Source organism: Aurantiacibacter rhizosphaerae, assembly GCF_009807005.1.
GTDB classification, from domain to species: Bacteria; Pseudomonadota; Alphaproteobacteria; order Sphingomonadales; family Sphingomonadaceae; genus Alteraurantiacibacter; species Alteraurantiacibacter rhizosphaerae.
Genome location: NZ_WUBR01000001.1, coordinates 1512464 through 1530925 on the forward strand (window position 1 = coordinate 1512464; position 18462 = coordinate 1530925).

Sequence of the window (18462 nt, forward strand, 5' to 3'; positions counted from 1 at the left end):
CCCATCCTCCCCCGCCTATTGGCTTACTTGCTATCTGCCGCTTCAGGAGCGACGAGGATACGCGTGTCGGCGCGGCGATCTGGCGTGATGTATTTGCGTGCCAGTTCCTGCAGCTGGGCTGGCGTGAAGCTTTCGATCACCTCTGCCTGCTGGCGGACCCTGTCCAGCCGCTTCGCCTCGCTCTGCGCGTCCGATGCTATGCTGATCCAGAAGCCGTTGTTCTCGCGCGCCTGGCGGATGCGTTCCAGAATGGGCTGACGCGCGCGGAGCAGGAAATCGTCCGTTACCGCTTCATCCCGTAGCTCGCTGGCCAGGCGCACGATGATATCGCGCACCTCGTCCGCCTGCGCGGGATCGACCACGGCTGCCACGCTGAACGTGCCGTAATCGGTAAAATCCTCACTGGTGGAATTGGAAACGGATGGGCTGTAGGTCGCCGCCAGCTCTTCCCGCAGGGTTTCAAGGGCTTTCAGGTTCATCAGGCCGGAAAGCAGGGCCAGGCCCATATCCTCTTGAAAGTCCGTATCGTCGCGCGTGCGCCAGATGCTGCCGACCAGCGCCTGATCCGCCTGGCCCGTGTGGGTGTAATCGGTGATCTCATCGCCCGACAGGTCCAGGAAATCCAGCTGGCGCTTGTCTGCATAATCGGCAAATTCGGCGTTGCGTTCCGGCAGCGCGCCAAAGCTGTTGGCAACGGCATCGATTGCAGCGGCAGGATCGATATCGCCGACGATGGCGATCTCGATCGCGCCGTTCGCGGCAGCGGAAAGCACCGCGTCGCGCAGGGCTTCTCTGTCGACGGAGCCTAGCTCTTCTCGCGTGGGGAAGGCGGTGTAGGGGCTGTCGGCAATCTGCTCTCCCGTGCGCAGGTTGAACACCTGCGACGGCTGCGATTGCAGCTGACCCCATATGGCATCGATAACCGCGGCAAAGCGGGCATCCGCCTCTGGCCGGAGTCCCAGATCGGTGAGGTAGGCGGCGCTGACCTTCATCTGCATGGCCAGATCTTCCGGCGTGGTTACGCCGCCGGAATTGAAGACATCGGTATCTGCACCGATACCGGCGGAAACCTGCTGTCCGGCAAGGATCTCCGTAATCTCGTCAAAGCTGTGCTTGCCAAGGCCGCCCACTTGCGAGGCGATTTGCAGGTAGATGCCGGCAGAGGTGGAGTTCATCCCGTCCAGCGCGAAATTGCCGCCATCCATGTTCACGTTGAAGCGAACGCGGCCCGGCTCAAAATCGGTCTGCTTGATATTCAGGCGCACATTATTGGCAAAGGTGACGGTGCGAATGCCCAGATCATCGATCATGCTATCGGAAATCACCGTGCCGGGCTCACCCCAATCGGCATAGGCGAAATCGGTGGCGACGACGTCCTCCGGCTCTGCCACGGCGACCTGCGCGCTTTCATTGTAAATCGCGGCAACCGTTTCTTCGCCGCCGGTCATTTCCTTTGCCGCCACGCGCACCAGCGGTTCGCCCTCGCTCCACAGATCGCGGAACAGCTCGTTCACCGCCTCCAGCGTCAGCTGCGGGCGCATCTGGTTGAACAGGTCATAACGCCACTGCGGATCGGTGACGAAGTCGTTCTCCGCCGCCGCATTCACCAATGCGCTGGCCAGCTGGGAATTGGTGCGCGCGCCTGCCTGTGCGGCGCTGCGGCGAAGGCCGCTTTCGGTGTTGGTCAGCGCATAGTCCAGCTCTGCCTGGGTGAAGCCATATTCCAGCGCACGGCGCAGTTCCTGCTCTGCAATGCGCAGGCCTTCGTCCCATGCGCCATCGCGGGTGCTGATGCTGACGACGGAATAATCGGCCACGTCCTCATCATCGCTGACGCCGAAGCCGCCGCCCAGGATCGGGCTGTCTTCCCGATTGGCGATGCGGGTGATGCGGCGATCGAACATGGCCTCCGCCAGTCCGCGAAGCTGAGAACGGGTGCGTTCTTCCACGGTATCGACAGGATCGGTGTAAGGCCGATGCTGATAGATGGCCACGCTTTCGCTGATGGTGGGATCGACGAAGGTATCGAAGGCGATTTCACGGTTGAAATCCACCGTGCCCGCTGCCGGGATTGCGCCGGGTTCGCCAACGCCCTGCCAATCGGCAAAGCGTTCACGTATGGCGGCTTCCATCTCTGCCACATCGAAATCGCCCACGGCCACGAAGGTGGCATTTTCCGGGCGGTAGAAGCGATTGTACAGCGCCTTCAAACGCTCTGCCGGGGCTTCACGCAGCACCGAATCGAGCCCGATGGGAAAGCGCGTGGTGTAGCGCGTGCCGGGGATGCGGAAATCGAACAGATCGCGGAAATTGCGTAATGGTGCCGTGTCGCGCAGGCGGCGCTCGCTCACCAGGATTTCCCGCTCCCGATCGACAGCCTCCGGATCGAAGGTCAGCTCGCTGGCGGTTTCGCGCATCAGGAACAGGGCTGTGTCCAGACCTTCCTCATTCGCATTGGGCACATCCAGCATATACACCGTTTCATCGAAGCTGGTGTAGGCGTTGGTGTCGGGGCCGAAGGCCAGGCCCAGCCGCTCCAGCAGAGGGATCATCTCGCCTTCGGGCACATTGGTGGAGCCGTTGAAGGCCATGTGCTCGATAAAATGGGCAAGGCCGCGTTCGTCGTCCGCTTCACCCAGCGATCCGAAATCGAAATGCATGCGAAACGATGCCGCGCCATCGGGCGTGTCGTTCTGGCGGATGGCATAGCGCATGCCATTCTCCAGCACGCCATAGGTGACAGCAGGATCCTGCACCACGTCGGTTGCCTGCGTTCCCCATTCTTGCTGCGCGGCGGCGGGAGCCGATAGTGCCAGGGTGATGGCCAGGGCGGCGCAGGAAATACCGGTGTTGAACGCGCGGCGGATCGTCATGAAGATTGTCCCCTAAGCAAATGAATATCTTGATGTTGCGGGGCAGAAACGCCCGTTACAAGTGAAACATCATATGCACACGGGATTAACAGGGCGCAACAGGCCCAGAGGGCACAAAGCCCTAAGCTGCACAGCTTCGTTGGAACGCTTTCAAAAAATCGTGGGGAGGGGGGGGATGCCAGCGCCCCCATGCCCATTTATTTCTTCGGCTTGGAAGGTGGCGGCGTGCGCAGGCGAGAGCGATGCGCATCCATATCCAGCACTTCGCCGGGACCGTTGTCTTCGCCGGAAAGCACGCCAAGCCGGCGCGCGACTTCCTGATAAGCCTCTTCTTCCCCGCCAAGATCGCGGCGGAAGCGGTCCTTGTCCAGCTTCTCTCCGCTGGTCATGTCCCACAGGCGGCAATTGTCCGGGCTGAATTCATCGGCCAGGATCACGCGGCTGAAATCGCCATCGAAGATGCGACCGAATTCCAGCTTGAAATCCACCAGGCGGATGTCGACGGCGGCGAACATGCCGCTCAGGAAATCATTCACGCGGATAGCCATCGCGGCGATATCCTGCATCTCTTCATGGCTGGCCCAGTTGAAGCAGGCAATGTGCTCTTCCGCCACCAGCGGATCGCCCAGCGCATCGTCCTTCAGATAATATTCCAGCAGCGTGTGGGGCAGCATTTCGCCCTCTTCGATGCCGAGACGCTTTGAAATGGAGCCTGCGGCCACATTGCGCACCACCACTTCCAGCGGGATGATTTCCACCTGCCGCACCAATTGTTCGCGCATGTTCAGGCGGCGGATGAAGTGGGTGGGGATGCCGATGTGCGCCAGCCGGGTGAACACATATTCGCTGATGCGATTGTTGATCACGCCCTTGCCGTTGATCGTACCCTTTTTCTCGGCGTTGAAGGCGGTGGCATCATCCTTGAAATACTGGATGATCGTGCCCGGCTCAGGACCTTCGTAAAGGATCTTGGCCTTGCCTTCGTAGATCTGGCGGCGGCGGGACATTGGCGGCACCTTTCAGCAGCGAAAAAACGAGCGCCCCGGCGTCGCGAACTGGGTTCGCGGAGTACCGGGGCGCGTAGAAAGCAGGCCTATACACCGAAGTTGGCAGCGGGGCAATCGGGCGCAGGCAACAGGTGATTCGCATTGTAGCGCTGGCCCGGCAGTACAGATTTGCCCGGCATTATCCGGCGAAACCAATCATCTGCGAATTGTTGCAATCCATCCCCGAATTTCATGATAGCTTTTGTAAACCATTAATGGGGGGACTACCGAAATGAAGAAGTTTGCATTCCTTGCCGTGTTTGCCTTGGCCGCCTGCGGTGAAGCCGAAACCGAGGAGCCGATGATGGAAGAAGAAGTGGTTGTCGCAGAGCCTGCGGCAGAAGTCGCCATGGCTGCCGATGGCATGCCGATGGCCGGCACTTTCGAAGTGACCAATGCCGAAGGCGAAACCTATACGCAGGTCGTATCCGACGACGGCACCTACACCAGCACGCGGGCCGACGGTACGGTAACGAATGGCACATGGACTTCCGAACGTCCGGACCAGTGGTGCGGCGCCGATGAAGGCGAGGAAGTTGAATGCGCGACCGAGACAATCGATGCCGATGGTGTCTGGACGTCTGTTTCCGACAATGATCCGGAAGATGTTTCGACAGTCGTCCGCGTCGATTCCTGACATTTATCAAGACGAGAAAGGGCGCGTCACGAAGGTGGCGCGCCCTTTTCTGTACCGGCGAACGGGAATGCGTAGTGGCTAACCCAGCCCCTTTGGCACGCCGCCTTCTGTTTCGGGCTTATCTTCGCATGGCACTTTCGTGCGTTCGATCACGCGGCCCAGCGTGGCACGCTGCACCAGCACGCTGAACAATACCGCGCCGAAGGTTGCAGCCAGCAACAGATCGCGCACCGGGCCTGCGGGCAGGGATAGCGCCAGCGCGATGGAAATGCCGCCGCGAAGGCCGCCCCACCACAAGACGCCCCACGCGCCTTCCGCCTTTGGCTTGGCCGCGGGCACCACCCTGGTGGACACTGTAACCGCCACGGCGCGGGCAAGCAGGGTGATGGGAATCGCGGTCAGCATCAGCAGGCTTTCATTCAGCCCGGGAACCAGCACGATCATCTCCAGCCCGATCAGCAGGAAGAGGACGGAATTCAGCAATTCGTCCACCACTTCCCAGAAGCGGATCACGTAATCGCGGGTAATATCGCTCATGGCGTAGGTGACGCCGTGATTGCCGATTAACAGGCCTGCCACGGCCATCGCCAGCGGGCCGGAAATGTGCAGCGCGGTGCACAGGGCATAGCCGCCCATCACCACCGCCAGCGTGATCGTCACCTCCAGCGCATATTCATCCATCGAACGCATGGCGCGAAAGCCGAGATAGCCGAAGATCGCGCCCACCAGCAGGCCGCCGCCAGCTTCTATCAGGAACAGCCGTGCACCTTCGGCGATGCTGAATTCGGTGCCCGTTACCGCCGCGCCCAGCAGGATGGCGAACACCACGATGCCCACGCCATCGTTGAACAGGCTTTCGCCCGCAACGCTGGCCTGCAGGCTTTCGTCCACCTTCTCCTCCTTCAGCACGCCCAGCACGGCCACGGGATCGGTGGGCGCAATCAGCGCGCCGAATACGAAATACCAGATGGGCGCCAGTTCCAAGCCCAGCAGCAGGCCCAGCCCCCAAGTGAGCAGGCCCACAATCACCGTGGAAAGGATAACGCCCACGGTAGAAAGCAGCAGCACCGGCAGCCAGTCCGCCTTCAGCCTGTCCAGATCCACATGCAGCGCGCCTGCAAACAGCAGGAAGCTCAGCATTCCCTGCAGCAGCGTGTCTGTAAAGTTCATCTGCTGCAGCAGCTGCGCTACGGTGTTATCCAGCGTGATGCCGGGAAAAACCGCATTGGCCACCAGCAGGCCAATGGCGGCAAGCGCGCCCATCGCCGTTAACCCGACGACATGCGGCAGTTTTATGAAGTGGTGGTTGAACCAGCCCAGAAAGGCACTGGCCACCACCAGCATGGCAGCAAGATCGAAGGGTGAGAGGCCGGCGCTAGCATGTTCCATCGCGGGGGTTTAGCCGCGCCCGCCGGTAAATCCTACCCCGCCATCTTCGCCGCGGTGTTGGCCACGCGCCGGCCAAGATATTTCGCGCCGTCGATCTCCACCTGGCTTGGCTGGCGGCTGCCATCCGGCCCGGCGATGGTGGTGGCGCCATAGGGTGCGCCGCCCTTCACCTCGTCAATACCGTTCTGGCCTTCAAAGCCGTAGTCGAGGCCAATGATGCTCATGCCGAAATGCATGAGGTTGGTGATCATGGAAAACAGCGTTGTTTCCTGCCCGCCATGCTGTGAATTGCTGCTGGTGAAGACAGCGCCCGGCTTTCCGATCAGCGCGCCCGATGCCCACACACCGCCGCAGGTATCGAGGAAGGCGGCCATCTGGCTGGGCAGGCGGCCAAAGCGCGTGGGCGCGCCCAGCACCAGGCCATCATATTCACCCAGCACATCCGGTCCTTCGATCAGATCGTGGCTTTCATCATGCTGGAAGCCGAAATTCTTCACCACATCTTCCGGCGCGGTTTCGGCAACGCGGCGAATATCCGCCTCATGCCCGGCATCGCGAATGCCCGCGGCCACGGCCTCTGCCATGGTGGAGACGTGTCCGTAGGAAGAGTAATAAAGCACGAGAATGCGAGCCATGGTGATCCTTTCGCTTGCCGGGGAGGCTGTTGCCGCAAAAATCGCGGCGAGAGGGGAGGGCAGATTGATCCTGTCCGTATTGCAATGTTGGATGCGCATGCCGGTTCCGCAACCATGCAGAAGCGATGATGCGATGCTTTCCGCTTCAATCTGGCTGACAATGGTGCCATTCGCCGCAAGGAGGGCCAAATGTCGTGGCGCGCTGCATGGCACGGGTGCGTAAGGCGGTTTGCAACCTCATCGGGTTTGATTCGTTATCCAGCCTTCGGGCCATCGGGAAGAAAAGTGCATGGAAGCGATTGGCGATGATCTGGACACGATGAAGCGGGTGCCGCTGGCAGACGATCACGTGGAGATGATCTGCGAGATCGGGACGGAACGCTGCTACTCCGCCGGGGACAGCGTGGCCGAAGTCGGCGATGCGATGACAGAATTTCTCTATGTGCTGGAGGGGGAGATCGAGATCGTCGATCCCTATACCGGCGGCCGCCTGATGAAGAGCGCGATCGGCCCCACGCAGTTCATGGGCGAGATCGGTTTCCTGAATGCCGGAAGCTGGACCCTGCCGATGCGCGCGGCGAAGGACACCCGCGTAATTGCCGCACCGCGGGACGAAATGATGGACCTGATGCGGCGCGTGCCCGAACTTTCAGATCACATCATCACCGTGTTCGCCGCCCGGCGAAGGCGCACGTTCGAGGAGAACCGCAGTTCCATCAAGCTGATCGGGGCGGACCGTGATCCGGCCGTGCAAAAGGTGGAAAGCTTCCTGCGGCGCAACCGGGTGCCGTACCACACCTATGATCTGGACGCCTCTGACGAGGAGAGCGTGACGCTATGCCGGCTGGCCGATCATACGCCTGCCGTCATCTTCAACCGGGACGAGGTGATAGAAGACCCGACCCCGCGCAAGATCGCGCATCGCCTGGGGCTGGATCTGAATATCTGCGAAGAGAACAGCTATGACGTGATCATCGTGGGCGGCGGGCCGGGCGGTGTGGCAGCGGCGGTGTATGCAGGGGCAGAGGGGCTGTGCGCCATGCTGATAGAGGACACGGCCATCGGCGGGCAGGCCGGCATGTCCAGCCGTATCGAGAACTACATGGGTTTCCCCACCGGCATCTCCGGCTCCGACCTTGTCTATCGCGGAGAGATACAGGCGCTGAAATTCGGCACGCGTTTCGTGATGCCGCGCCGCGTGGTGGATTTGTCAAAGCGGGAGGACGGCCAGTTCTGCGTGACGCTCGACGATGATGTACAGGTCTGCGCACGCGCCGTGGTGGTGGCCACGGGCGTGCAATACCGCCGCCTGCCGCTTCCACGGCTGGCCGAGTTCGAAGGCGCGGGCGTCTATTATGCTGCCACCGACATGGAGGCCCGCTTCTGCCGCAATTGCGATGCCGTGGTGGTGGGCGGCGGCAATTCATCGGGGCAGGCCGCCATGTTCCTCAGCCGCCATGCGTCACACGTTCACCTGATCGTGCGCGGGGACAGCCTAGCATCGACGATGAGCGAGTATCTGAGTCACCGGCTGGAGAACGATTCGGCGGTGACGATCCATTACGAGACCGAGGTGAGCGCGCTGCATGGGGAAAGCCGTCTATCCGGCGTCACCCTTTCCGGCCCCGATGGCGAGACAGAGGTGCGCACCAACGGATTGTTCATCATGATCGGCGCGGAGCCGAACAGCGGCTGGCTGAACGATATGGCAGAGTTGGATGATCGCGGCTTCGTGAAGACGGGCGACGAAGTGGGCGCGGCCAGCCAGTACGAAACCTCCACGCCCGGCATTTATGCCATCGGCGATGTACGCTCCGGCTCAGTCAAACGCGTGGCCAGCGCCGTGGGGGAAGGGTCCGTGGTGATATCCGCCGCGTGGAATCACATCGCCGCGCAATTGGATGCCGAAGAAAAGGGCTGACGCGTGAGGGTCTAACTCCGAACCCGCGAGGGTTCGCAAGGCCGACCGGCCGCCCGAGCCAATGCGAGGCCAATGCGAGGGGGAGCCAAGCGGGCGGATTCCCGCGCCCGGCGCTTGTGGGTCTAACCAAAGGGAGTGGTGCCCGGGGGCGGATTCGAACCACCGACACGACGATTTTCAGTCGTCTGCTCTACCCCTGAGCTACCCAGGCATTCTTCAGGCTGCGAGCGGCAGATGCATGCTCGCGGTCAAGGGAAGCGCGCCTATGGCGAACCCTCGTGCGCTTGGCAAGACCCCAATTCAGTCTTCTGTCGCAATATCTTCAGGCGCGGCTGGTGGACCGGGCACGGCATAGCCATCGTTGAACCACTGTGCGAGGTCGCGATCGCGGCAACGGCTGGAGCAAAAGGGCGTGAATTCCTCTGTGCGAGGTTTCTTGCAAATGGGGCAGGGGCGCTTCGTCATCGCGCCACAATCTGGGCATGGGGTGCATCCATCGCAAGGGCCGGATCGGGCCTTGTCGACACGTCCGTTCCCGTCCGGCGGCGCAATTCATCCAGCCAGCTGGCCGACAATTGATCGATCACGGCAGGATGGGCCGAAAGCTCCACCACGCCGGCGCCCTGCAATCGCTCTGCCCGGCGCAGCAATTGCCGCGCGGCAAAGGCGGCCCGGTGATAGGTCGCGCGTTGCAGAAGAGATGGCCGTTCCAGCCGCGCGATGATTTGCACAAAGCCAAAGCCGTTCATCGCGGTGCGTTCATGCGGCCAGCGTGACAGTGCATCGGCCAATGCTGAATCGATAGCGCGGCGATCTTCCTTCGCAGGCAGGGTGGGGAAATCGATCCCCAGATTGCCGCGCAGGTCCAGCCGCTTCACCGCGTCTCCCATCGCATCGGCAGCGGCGAGTGCCAGTTCGCGTGGCGGCAAATTGCCGTCCACATCGCACACGGTCATCGCCGGCGTGCAGGCGAAATGCAGCGAACCGCCGGAAAAATCGGCGCGGCCATCCATGGCTTCGCCCACCAGTTCATCCCAATCGCATTCGGGAAAGCTGCGCACATTGCGCACGGCATGCCCGGCGGAGGACAATCCCTCGGCAAGAGATGGCGCAGGGCGGGGCGGGGCATTCGTGGGGCGGGCCTGCGCATGTTTGGCGCGGCCTGCCTCTGCCAGAGCGGGGCGCACGACCTGCAAGCGGATGCGCGCGCCTTCTGCGGCGTCTTTCGGCAGGCGGTCCACCAGCGCAATCTGCCCATTGTCGAATGTGGCGGTGCCGCGGCTTGCACCCTTGCGCCGCGATGTAAGGGTGGCTTCTTCCACCAGGCCGGTGGACAATCCGCCGGGCCAGACAACCATCGCTTTGGCAATGCGGCTTCCTTCCAGCCGGATCGCGCGATCTTCGCCGATCCCTTCCTCCAGAAACCACTCAGCCAATGGCGAACCCGGCGGATTTCAGCAGGATGCGCGTTTCATACAGCGGCAGGCCGACGACGCCGGAATGGCTGCCCTGTATCCACGAGATCAGCGCCTCTGCCATGCCCTGTATCGCATAGCCGCCTGCCTTGCCCTCCCATTCGCCGCTGGCAATGTAGGCGTCGATCTCTTCGGGGGAGAGGCGTTTGAACTTAAGCTGCGTCTCGCTCAATTTCTCGCGGATAGAGCCATCGGGCGCGGCCAGAGTTACGGCGGAAAACACGCGGTGGCGACGACCGGAGAGCAGTACAAGGCATTCGCGTGCCGTTGCTTCATCCTCGGCCTTGGGCAGAATGCGCCGACCGGCCGCGACAACTGTATCGCCAGAAAGCACGTGCGCGCCCGCGCCGTCCACGGCCTGCGCCTTTTCACGCGCCATGCGCACGGCATAGTCACGCGGCAATTCGCGCGCATGGGGTGTTTCGTCGATATCTGCGGGGGTTACCGCGTCAGGTTCTATACCCAGCCGCGACAGCCATTCGCGGCGACGCGGGCTGGCGGAAGCGAGGACGAGTTTCAGCGGATCGGAAGCCACTCGATAGTCTTAGGGCGCTGGCTTGCGCCTTAGCCGGTGTATCCCGGCGGTCCGCCGCGACCCGGCATGAAGCGGTAGGTGATGCGTGCCTTGGTCAGATCGTACGGCGTCAGTTCGCACAGCACCTCGTCACCCACCAGCACGCGGATGCGGTTCTTGCGCATGCGGCCTGCGGTGTGACCCAAAACCTCGTGGCCGTTCTCGAGCTCGACGCGGAACATTGCGTTGGGCAGCAGTTCAACCACCTTGCCGCGCATTTCGAGAAGTTCTTCCTTAGCCATTCAGTCTATTGGTCCTTGTGCTTGGTCATATGCTTTTCCGGTAAGATTTACCCAGTGCAGGCCGCGCCCTTAGACGCCTCTTGCACAAAATGGAAGATAGGCCGTGTATCGCGCCTTTAAAGGGCCGACAGCTGCGATACATCTGCGACAAAATACGACAAGGGTCTGTATTGCCTGCGCAAGCGATGCGGAACATAGGCCTCCTGGGTGGGGATTCAAACCTTGTGCGGAGAGTTCCGATTCTGAAAATTTCGATGTCCTGCAGTGCCTTGGCGATCACCGCCGCGCTGTGCACGGCCCCGTTCCACACCGCATTGGCGCAGGATCAGGGCAGCGCGCCTGCCTCTGCGCAGGAAGGGCCTGATGCACCGGAAGATCAGCCGGTGGATGACGAAGTTAACACCATTATCGTGCTGGGCGCACGGCTGATTGACCGGATCGACGCGCCCGAACCGCCGCTGCTGACGCTGAATGCAGAGGATATTGCCGCCTACGGGGCTGGCTCGATCGAGGAATTGTTGCAGGCGCTTGGTCCGCAGGTCAGCTCCTCTCGCGGGCGCGGCGGCAGCGGAGGGCCCGTGATCCTCGTCAACGGCGTGCGCATCTCCTCCTTCCGTGAATTGCGCAGCTATCCGCCCGAAGCGATCGAGCGGACCGAGGTGTTCAGCGAGGAAGTGGCGCAGAGATATGGTTATTCGCCGGACCAGCGGGTGGTGAACTTCATCCTGAAGGACAATTTCTCCAGCCGTGAGATAGAGCTGGAATATGGCCAGCCCTTCGCAGGCGGTTTCTCCACGCAGGAAGTGGAAGGCACATATCTGCGGATCGACGGGCCAAGCCGGTTGAACCTCAATGTCGAATGGGAAAACTCCAGCCCGCTGACGGAAGCGGATCGCGATATCGTGCAGACCGCAGGCAGCATTCCCGATCTTGCGACGGACCCCGATCCTGCCCAATTCCGCAGCCTTGTGGCGGATACCGCCGGGGTGGAAGCCACCGCGAACTGGACAAGCCAGCTAAGCGAAGGCGGCCCGAACCTGTCTCTCAACGCCACGTATGAACGGGCCGACACGCTGCGCTTCCAGGGGCTGGATACTGTGCTGCTGAACGATCCTGCCGGCAACTCCGCCTTGCGATCATTTAACGAGGCGAACCCGCTGACGGTGGACAGCCGCTCCGAAAGTTACTCGCTCGGCAGCACGCTGAACCTGCGGGCGGGCGATTGGGAGGTGACGGGCACGCTGGATGGCACCTATTCCGACAATGTCAGCCGCACCCAGCAGAGCATCGATACCAGCGGACTGGTTTTGGATGCAGCGGCAGGATTGCTGCCGATCACCGCCGATCTTGGCGCGTTTGCGGATGCGGCTTTCGACGAGAGCCTGAGCGACACCTACACCTTCAACGCGCTGGCCACGGCGCGCGGCAATCCGATCTACCTGCCATCGGGCGATGTATCCGTTACCCTGCGCAGCGGATACAAATGGAACCGCATCGAAAGCAGCGACACTCGCGCGCTAGCCAGCAATACGCAGCTTACCCGTGGCCGCGTGTTCGGCGGGGCGAATATCTCCATTCCGCTCACCAGCCGGGAGGAGGATTTCCTCGATGCAATTGGCGATCTTTCGCTGAACCTGAATGCCGGGGTGGATTACCTTTCGGACTTTGGCACGCTGCAGGATTGGACGGTGGGACTAACCTGGGGCGTGACCGAAAACCTCACCCTGACAGCCACGCATATCAATCGCGAAGTCGCGCCGAGTTTGAGCCAGCTGGGCAATCCGGCGATTGCCACGCCCAATGTGCCGGTTTTCGATATCGCGAATAACCAGACGGTGCTGGCCACGGTTATCTCCGGCGGCAATCCGAACCTGCCTGCGCAATCGCAGAGCGACTGGAAATTGGGGCTGATCTGGGAACTGCCGTTTATCGACAACGCCACCTTCTCTTTTGATTACTACGACAACCATTCCGACGATGTCACCAACGGCCTGCCCACGCTGACCCCTGCGATAGAGGCCGCATTTCCGCGCCGCGTTACGCGCGATGCAACGGGGCGGCTGGTGCAGCTGGACGATCGCTTCGTCACCTTTGCAGAACGGGACGAGAAGCGCCTGCAATTCGGCCTGAACCTTTCGGGCCGTATCGGCGGCGGCGATGCTGCGCGCGGCGAACAGCGCGGACGCGGCGGTGAGCGCGGCGGTCAACGTGAAGGCGAACGCAGCGGTCAACGTGGCGGCGAAAGGCGCGGGCCGCCAAATCCGGAACGCATGCAGGCGATGCGCGCCATGTTCTGTGAGCAGGAGCCAGATGCCTTGCTTGACCGGTTCAACCGCGCACTGGCAGCGCAGGCTGCGGGGGAAGCACCGCCGACGGATGCTGACGGGCAGCCCATTTCCATCCCGCCGCGCATGTTGCAGCGGCTGGCCGGGGAAAACGGCCAGGTCGATCCGGAACGCTTTGCCGCCATCCGCGCCCGCATATGTGATGCCGAGGGTGCGCAGGCAAATGGCAGTGCCCCGCAGGCTGGTGGTGGTGAACGCGCCGGCAATCGCGGGCAATCGGGCCGTGGACGGGGGATGGGGCGGATGGGCCGCTTCATGAACAGAGGCAATGACGGCCCGCCAACTGGGCGCTGGTTCTTCAACCTGGATTACACGCTGGAGCTGGACAACACCGTGCTGATCGCGGACGGCATCCCCAGGCTGGACCTTCTGGATGGCGATGCCCTGTCCGGCGGAGGAGAACCACGCCACGCGGTGAGCGCACGCGGCGGGGCGTTCTACGATGGCTACGGCATGATCGTGTCGGCCCGATACACCGGGTCATCCCGCCTCGGTGGATCGGCCCTGCCGGGCAGTACGGACCTGTTTTTCGGCGACTTCATGACTGTCAGCCTGCGCAGTTTCATCGATCTGGGGCGGCGCGATTCGCTGGTGGAGGCGGTGCCTTTCCTCAAGGGATCGCGCATCGGTTTTGATATCGACAATCTGTTCGACGCCCGGCAGCGGGTGGTGGACAGCAACGGCATTACCCCGCAGCGATATCAGCCCTTCCTGGTGGACCCGGTGGGCCGCAGTTTCGAGATTGAATTTCGCAAGATGTTCTGACGGGCAGCATCCGGCGCAGGCCATCTACAGGTTCTGCGCCGCTGCATGGGCCGATGCCCAGGCCCACTGGAAATTGTACCCGCCCAGCCAGCCGGTAACGTCCACGGCTTCCCCGATGGCATGGAGGCCAGGCATCTTGCGCGCCTCCATGGTCTTTGACGAAAGCTCGCCTGTGTCGATGCCGCCGACGGTGACTTCGGCCTTGGCAAATCCCTCGGTGCCGTTGGGGCGGAAAGTCCAGGCCGAGAGTTGCTGCTGCGCGTGGCGCAGGGCCTTGTTCGGCACATTGCCAAGATCGCCCTCTATGGCGAGGCGTTCCGCCAGCGTGTCGGCCAGTCTGGCGGGCAGCAAATCGCGCAGGACGGCACGCAAAGTGGCAGAGGGGCGGGTGCGTTTCTCGTCCAGCAGCCAGTCTGCCGCGGCATCGGGTAGAAAGTTCATCGTTACAGGATCGCCGGGCCGCCAATAACTGCTGACTTGCAATATGGCAGGGCCAGATAGCCCGCGGTGCGTCATCAGCGCAGCTTCGCGGAAGGTGGTCTTGTTGGCGGTCGCCTCCACCTCCGTCGCAACGCCGGAAAGCTCGCGGAACAGCACGTCCTCTCCGCCCAGCGTCAGCGGGACGAGGGCAGGGCGCGGCTCCACCACTTTCAGCCCGAATTGCCGCGCCAGCCCGTAGGCGAAATCGCTCGCGCCCATTTTCGGAATGGATGGCCCGCCCGTGGCTATCACCAGTGCGGGCGCGCTGTGGCTGCCATCCTGCGTGGTGACGGTGAAACGCGCGCCGTCATGGGCTACGTCGTCCACGTTCTGATTACAGCGAATATCCACCGTTCCGGGGCCAGCGGCGCATTCATCCAGCAACATCTGCACGATCTGCTTTGCGCTGCCATCGCAGAACAGCTGGCCCAGCGTCTTTTCATGCCAGGCGATGCCGTGCTTTTCCACCAGATCGAGGAAATCGCGCGCGGTGTAGCGGCTGAGCGCCGATTTGGCGAAGTGGCGGTTGGACGAGATGTAGTGCGCAGGGCCAGCGCCAATATTGGTGAAATTGCAGCGACCGCCGCCGGAAATCAGTATCTTTTTGCCGACAGTTCCGGCCTTTTCCAGCACCAGCACATTGCGCCCGCGCTGCGCAGCGATCGCCGCGCAGAACAGGCCCGCCGCGCCGCCGCCCAGCACGATTGCATCGAATGTGGTATCCATGTGGCCCGCGTTAGGCAGGAAATACCTGCGCGTCCAAGATTACTCGCCTGCCTTCTGCCGCGCCGCGATGAAGTACAGGCCCGTGCCCACGGCGAATATCAGGCCCAACATCTGGAACGCCTCTGCGCTGGCATGGCTGGCCACCCACAGCGTGGAGATCGCGGCGATAATGGCCAGCGGCAGGTGCCACCAGGACGCCTTTGCCTCATCACGGTTCTGGAGCACGGGCAGGGCGAGGGAGCAGAGCAGGTACATCACCAGCCGGGACAGCGTGCTGGCCACCGCCAGCGCGGCGAACCCCGCCCACAGGCTGAACACGATGGCCGCGCCGCCATAGAACAACACGGAGACATCGGGCGTCTGAAACCGGGACGAGACATGGGCGAAGATGCGCGGCAGGGTGCCTTGCTCTGCCATGCCAAAGGTCATGCGAGGCACCACAATGCCGCCGTTCAGGATATTGGCACCGATGGAAAAAGCCGCCGCGATCGAGATCACGATGACGCCTGCCTGGCCTGCCACCACATTGGCCGCAGCCGCCAGCGCGCTCTCGCCTTCGCCAGCTTGCGGGGCAATGGCGAGATAAGCCCAGATCACCAGCATGTAGAACAGGGCAACGGCCGCAATCGTGGTGAGCAAAGCCAAAGGGATGGTGCGGCGGGGATTGCGGAGTTCTCCCGCGGGGAAATTCGCATTCTCGAACGCCATATAGGCATAGAAGGTCAGCAGCACGACGCTTTCAAACTGGCCGAATTGCGGCAGGCTGAATCCGACCGAGGGATCACGCGTGAACAGCCCGAAAATCACCAGCGCCACCAGCGGCAGCAGCTTCACCGCCGTCATCGCGCCCAGTACGTTGACGGAGGCGCGCATGCCCACAAGGTTGATCAGCGTCATGAAAGCGATGAAACCAATCACCGCCAGGGAACGCAGGGTCGGGTCCTCCAGCACCGGAAACAGCACGGCCAGATAGGCAATGGCGACATGCGTATTGGCCGCCACCGCCACCACCGCGCTGGCATAGCGCATCCAGCCCGACTGAAATCCGAAGAATGACCCGAAGGCCGCATGGGCATACAGCACCGGCCCGCCATGTGTATCAAACCGCGTGGCCAGCATCGCAAAAACGAATGCCAGCGGCGCAATCAGGATCGCGCCCAGCAGCATCATCCATGGGGCAAAATTGCCAACTGCGGCCACCAGAATGGCGGGCATGGCGAAAATGCCTGCGCCGATCATCCCGTTCACCGGGAACAGCGCCGTGCCCCAAAAGCCCACCGTGCGCGGCAGGGCGGCGGGTGTTTTGTCCATGCGTCGTCCCCGTTCAAGTCCCCAAAGCCACACGCTGCCCTGTGGGGAGGTTGCGCGCAAGCTTTGCCAAGTGCGCGGTCACCACCTATCTGATCTGGCATGTCACGAACCGAAGCCGGATCCCCTTCAGACCCCCGCGGGGCGGAGCGTTTCAACGAGGAGCGCGCCGCATATACGGTGAAGGGCAATTCCCAACCCGATCTGGAAGCCGGCGTCACCGCCATTCGCGAGGTGGTGAAGACGCTCAAGCCCAAGCCCGGCGTCTATCGCATGCTGGATGCGCGGGGCGACGTTCTCTACGTGGGCAAGGCGCGCAGCCTGAAGGCGCGCGTGGCGAATTACACACAGGTGAAGAACCTCACCAACCGCCTGCAGCGCATGGTGAGCCAGTGCCGCGCGATGGAAATCGTCACCACCAATTCAGAGGCGGAGGCGCTGCTGCTGGAAGCGCAATTCATCAAGCGTTTCCGCCCGCCATACAACGTGCTGCTGCGCGACGACAAAAGCTTCCCCTTCATCCTGCTTCGCGAGGGGCATAATTTCCCGCGCATCCAGAAACACCGTGGCGCGCGCCGGGCGAAGGGCAATTACTATGGCCCCTTCGCCAGCGCCGGATCGGTGAACACGACGATTAACGCGCTTCAGAAGCTGTTCCTGCTAAGGTCTTGCACGGACAGCTTTTTCTCCCGCCGTGACCGACCTTGCCTGCTTTACCAGATCAAGCGATGCAGTGCGCCCTGCGTCGGCCGTATCGACAAGGAGGGCTATGACCGGCTGTTGCAGGAGGCGAAAGATTTTCTCGGCGGTAAATCCGGCGCGGTGCAGGCGCGGATAGAGGAGCAGATGAAAAAGGCGGCGGAGGATCTCGATTTCGAGACTGCCGCACTGCTGCGCGATCGGCTGCGCGCGGCGACGTTCATTCAGGGCAGTCAGGCGATCAACGCGGACGGCGTGGGCGATGCCGATGTCTTCGCGCTGGCGGCCAAGGGCGGGCAGATCGGCGTGCAGGGCTTCTTCGTGCGAGGCGGGCAAAACTGGGGGCACAAGGCTTTCTTCCCCACCCACACGCAGGACCTTGAAAAGGACGAGGTGCTGGCCCGCGTGCTGGCGCAATTCTACGAAGAGGTGCCGCCGCCGCGCACCATTCTGGTGGACCGTGATTTGCCGGAGCAGGAATTGCTGGAGGAAGCATTCGGAGAGCTGGCGGGACGCAAGGTGCAGATCAGCACGCCCCAGCGCGGGGAACGACGCAGGCTGATGGAACAGGCCAGCCGCAACGCGACGGAGGCGCTGGACAGGCGGCTGGCGGAAACCGGCACGCAGGCCAAGATCATGCGCGAAATGGCGGAATTCCTTGAATTGCCGGACATTCCTGCGCGCATCGAGATCTACGACAACAGCCATATCCAGGGCAGCAAGGCCGTGGGCGCGATGGTGGTGGCGGGGCCGGAAGGCTTCATGAAAAACCAGTATCGCAAGTTCAACATCAAGAGCGCGCAGAGCAACGATGATTTCGCCATGATGCGCGAGGTGATGGACCGCCGTTTCAGCCGCGCGATGAAGGAAGACCCGGATCGCGAGGGCGGGCTATGGCCCGATCTGGTGCTGCTGGATGGCGGCAAGGGGCAGATGTCATCCGTGAAGGATACGCTGGAGGAGTTGGGGATCGAAGACGTGCCGCTGATCGGCATCGCCAAGGGTCCGCATCATGGGCGAGAGGGGCGGGAGGTGTTTCATTTCCCCGATGGGCGCGAGAAGATGCTGCCCACCAATTCGCCGGTGCTGTTCTATCTGCAACGCCTGCGGGACGAAGTGCACCGCTTCGCCATCGGCGCGCACCGGGCAAAGCGCAGCCGTGCCATCAGCGCATCACCGCTGGATGAGATTCCCGGTATCGGCCCGGCAAGGAAGCGCGCGCTGCTGCTGCATTTCGGAACGGCCAGCAAGGTGCGCGCGGCATCGCTGGAGGATTTGCAGCGCATACCCGGCGTCAGCGAAAGCGTGGCGCGGACGATATACGATTTCTACCACGCGGGCGGTTAG

Annotated in this window: 14 protein-coding genes and 1 tRNA gene; 4 read left to right on the top strand and 11 right to left on the bottom strand. The window is 62.3% G+C overall.

Annotation, left to right across the window (positions count from 1 at the left end; translation table 11 throughout):
* Positions 1-23: 23 nt before the first annotated feature.
* Positions 24-2873: a M16 family metallopeptidase gene (locus GRF63_RS07095; protein ID WP_160485220.1), complete on the bottom strand. Its 2850-nt coding sequence runs from the start codon at positions 2871-2873 to the stop codon at positions 24-26.
* Between the two features lie 197 nt (positions 2874-3070).
* On the bottom strand, positions 3071-3880 hold the full coding sequence (purC, locus tag GRF63_RS07100; protein ID WP_160485221.1) for a phosphoribosylaminoimidazolesuccinocarboxamide synthase: 810 nt from the start codon (positions 3878-3880) through the stop codon (positions 3071-3073).
* 271 nt (positions 3881-4151) lie between these two features.
* On the opposite strand from purC, the gene GRF63_RS07105 reads away from it, so the two are divergent.
* The gene (locus GRF63_RS07105; protein WP_160485222.1) at positions 4152-4556 is read left to right on the top strand and encodes a hypothetical protein; all 405 of its coding nucleotides are present in this window, start codon (positions 4152-4154) and stop codon (positions 4554-4556) included.
* A gap of 78 nt (positions 4557-4634) precedes the next feature.
* Here the strand turns inward: GRF63_RS07105 and GRF63_RS07110 are convergent, their stop codons facing one another.
* Complete coding sequence (locus GRF63_RS07110; RefSeq protein WP_160485223.1) at positions 4635-5945, bottom strand: cation:proton antiporter; 1311 nt, start codon at positions 5943-5945, stop codon at positions 4635-4637.
* Positions 5946-5977: 32 nt separating this feature from the next.
* On the bottom strand, positions 5978-6580 hold the full coding sequence (wrbA, locus tag GRF63_RS07115; protein ID WP_160485224.1) for an NAD(P)H:quinone oxidoreductase: 603 nt from the start codon (positions 6578-6580) through the stop codon (positions 5978-5980).
* A 289-nt stretch (positions 6581-6869) separates the two neighbouring features.
* Between wrbA and GRF63_RS07120 the strand changes: the two genes are divergently transcribed.
* Entirely contained in the window at positions 6870-8501 is a 1632-nt protein-coding gene (locus GRF63_RS07120) for an FAD-dependent oxidoreductase (RefSeq protein ID WP_160485225.1), read from the top strand.
* Positions 8502-8637: 136 nt separating this feature from the next.
* On the opposite strand, the gene GRF63_RS07125 is transcribed toward GRF63_RS07120, so the two are convergent.
* The 5 genes from GRF63_RS07125 to infA form a co-directional block, all read right to left on the bottom strand.
* Positions 8638-8712, bottom strand: a tRNA-Phe gene (locus GRF63_RS07125).
* An 89-nt stretch (positions 8713-8801) separates the two neighbouring features.
* Positions 8802-8966: a DNA gyrase inhibitor YacG gene (locus GRF63_RS07130; RefSeq protein WP_160485226.1), complete on the bottom strand. Its 165-nt coding sequence runs from the start codon at positions 8964-8966 to the stop codon at positions 8802-8804.
* A complete protein-coding gene (locus tag GRF63_RS07135; RefSeq protein WP_160485227.1) occupies positions 8963-9937 on the bottom strand; it encodes an Rne/Rng family ribonuclease in 975 nt (324 codons plus the stop codon). The genes GRF63_RS07130 and GRF63_RS07135 overlap by 4 nt, the downstream gene beginning before the upstream one ends.
* Entirely contained in the window at positions 9930-10511 is a 582-nt protein-coding gene (locus GRF63_RS07140) for a Maf family nucleotide pyrophosphatase (RefSeq protein ID WP_160485228.1), read from the bottom strand. Before GRF63_RS07140 ends, GRF63_RS07135 begins: the two co-directional genes overlap by 8 nt.
* Positions 10512-10540: 29 nt before the next feature.
* Positions 10541-10792 carry a translation initiation factor IF-1 gene (infA, locus tag GRF63_RS07145; RefSeq protein ID WP_119592050.1) on the bottom strand — a complete coding sequence of 84 codons (252 nt, stop codon included), beginning with the start codon at positions 10790-10792 and terminating at the stop codon, positions 10541-10543.
* 254 nt (positions 10793-11046) lie between these two features.
* On the opposite strand from infA, the gene GRF63_RS07150 reads away from it, so the two are divergent.
* Complete coding sequence (locus GRF63_RS07150; protein ID WP_160485229.1) at positions 11047-13902, top strand: TonB-dependent receptor; 2856 nt, start codon at positions 11047-11049, stop codon at positions 13900-13902.
* A 24-nt stretch (positions 13903-13926) separates the two neighbouring features.
* Here the strand turns inward: GRF63_RS07150 and GRF63_RS07155 are convergent, their stop codons facing one another.
* Both GRF63_RS07155 and GRF63_RS07160 read right to left on the bottom strand, forming a co-directional pair.
* Positions 13927-15108 carry a BaiN/RdsA family NAD(P)/FAD-dependent oxidoreductase gene (locus GRF63_RS07155; RefSeq protein WP_160485230.1) on the bottom strand — a complete coding sequence of 394 codons (1182 nt, stop codon included), beginning with the start codon at positions 15106-15108 and terminating at the stop codon, positions 13927-13929.
* A 39-nt stretch (positions 15109-15147) separates the two neighbouring features.
* Complete coding sequence (locus GRF63_RS07160; RefSeq protein WP_160485231.1) at positions 15148-16419, bottom strand: APC family permease; 1272 nt, start codon at positions 16417-16419, stop codon at positions 15148-15150.
* Positions 16420-16518: 99 nt separating this feature from the next.
* Between GRF63_RS07160 and uvrC the strand changes: the two genes are divergently transcribed.
* Entirely contained in the window at positions 16519-18462 is a 1944-nt protein-coding gene (uvrC, locus tag GRF63_RS07165; RefSeq protein WP_160485232.1) for an excinuclease ABC subunit UvrC, read from the top strand.

What these genes read in the sequence shown, in the direction of transcription:
- GRF63_RS07150 (WP_160485229.1), top strand. Translation starts at nt 11,047, where the DNA reads ATGTCCTGCAGTGCCTTGGCGATCACCGCCGCGCTGTGCACGGCCCCG.
- GRF63_RS07095 (WP_160485220.1), bottom strand. Translation starts at nt 2,873, where the DNA reads ATGACGATCCGCCGCGCGTTCAACACCGGTATTTCCTGCGCCGCCCTG.
- uvrC (WP_160485232.1), top strand. Translation starts at nt 16,519, where the DNA reads ATGTCACGAACCGAAGCCGGATCCCCTTCAGACCCCCGCGGGGCGGAG.
- GRF63_RS07160 (WP_160485231.1), bottom strand. Translation starts at nt 16,419, where the DNA reads ATGGACAAAACACCCGCCGCCCTGCCGCGCACGGTGGGCTTTTGGGGC.
- GRF63_RS07130 (WP_160485226.1), bottom strand. Translation starts at nt 8,966, where the DNA reads ATGACGAAGCGCCCCTGCCCCATTTGCAAGAAACCTCGCACAGAGGAA.
- GRF63_RS07110 (WP_160485223.1), bottom strand. Translation starts at nt 5,945, where the DNA reads ATGGAACATGCTAGCGCCGGCCTCTCACCCTTCGATCTTGCTGCCATG.
- GRF63_RS07105 (WP_160485222.1), top strand. Translation starts at nt 4,152, where the DNA reads ATGAAGAAGTTTGCATTCCTTGCCGTGTTTGCCTTGGCCGCCTGCGGT.
- wrbA (WP_160485224.1), bottom strand. Translation starts at nt 6,580, where the DNA reads ATGGCTCGCATTCTCGTGCTTTATTACTCTTCCTACGGACACGTCTCC.
- infA (WP_119592050.1), bottom strand. Translation starts at nt 10,792, where the DNA reads ATGGCTAAGGAAGAACTTCTCGAAATGCGCGGCAAGGTGGTTGAACTG.
- GRF63_RS07155 (WP_160485230.1), bottom strand. Translation starts at nt 15,108, where the DNA reads ATGGATACCACATTCGATGCAATCGTGCTGGGCGGCGGCGCGGCGGGC.
- purC (WP_160485221.1), bottom strand. Translation starts at nt 3,880, where the DNA reads ATGTCCCGCCGCCGCCAGATCTACGAAGGCAAGGCCAAGATCCTTTAC.
- GRF63_RS07120 (WP_160485225.1), top strand. Translation starts at nt 6,870, where the DNA reads ATGGAAGCGATTGGCGATGATCTGGACACGATGAAGCGGGTGCCGCTG.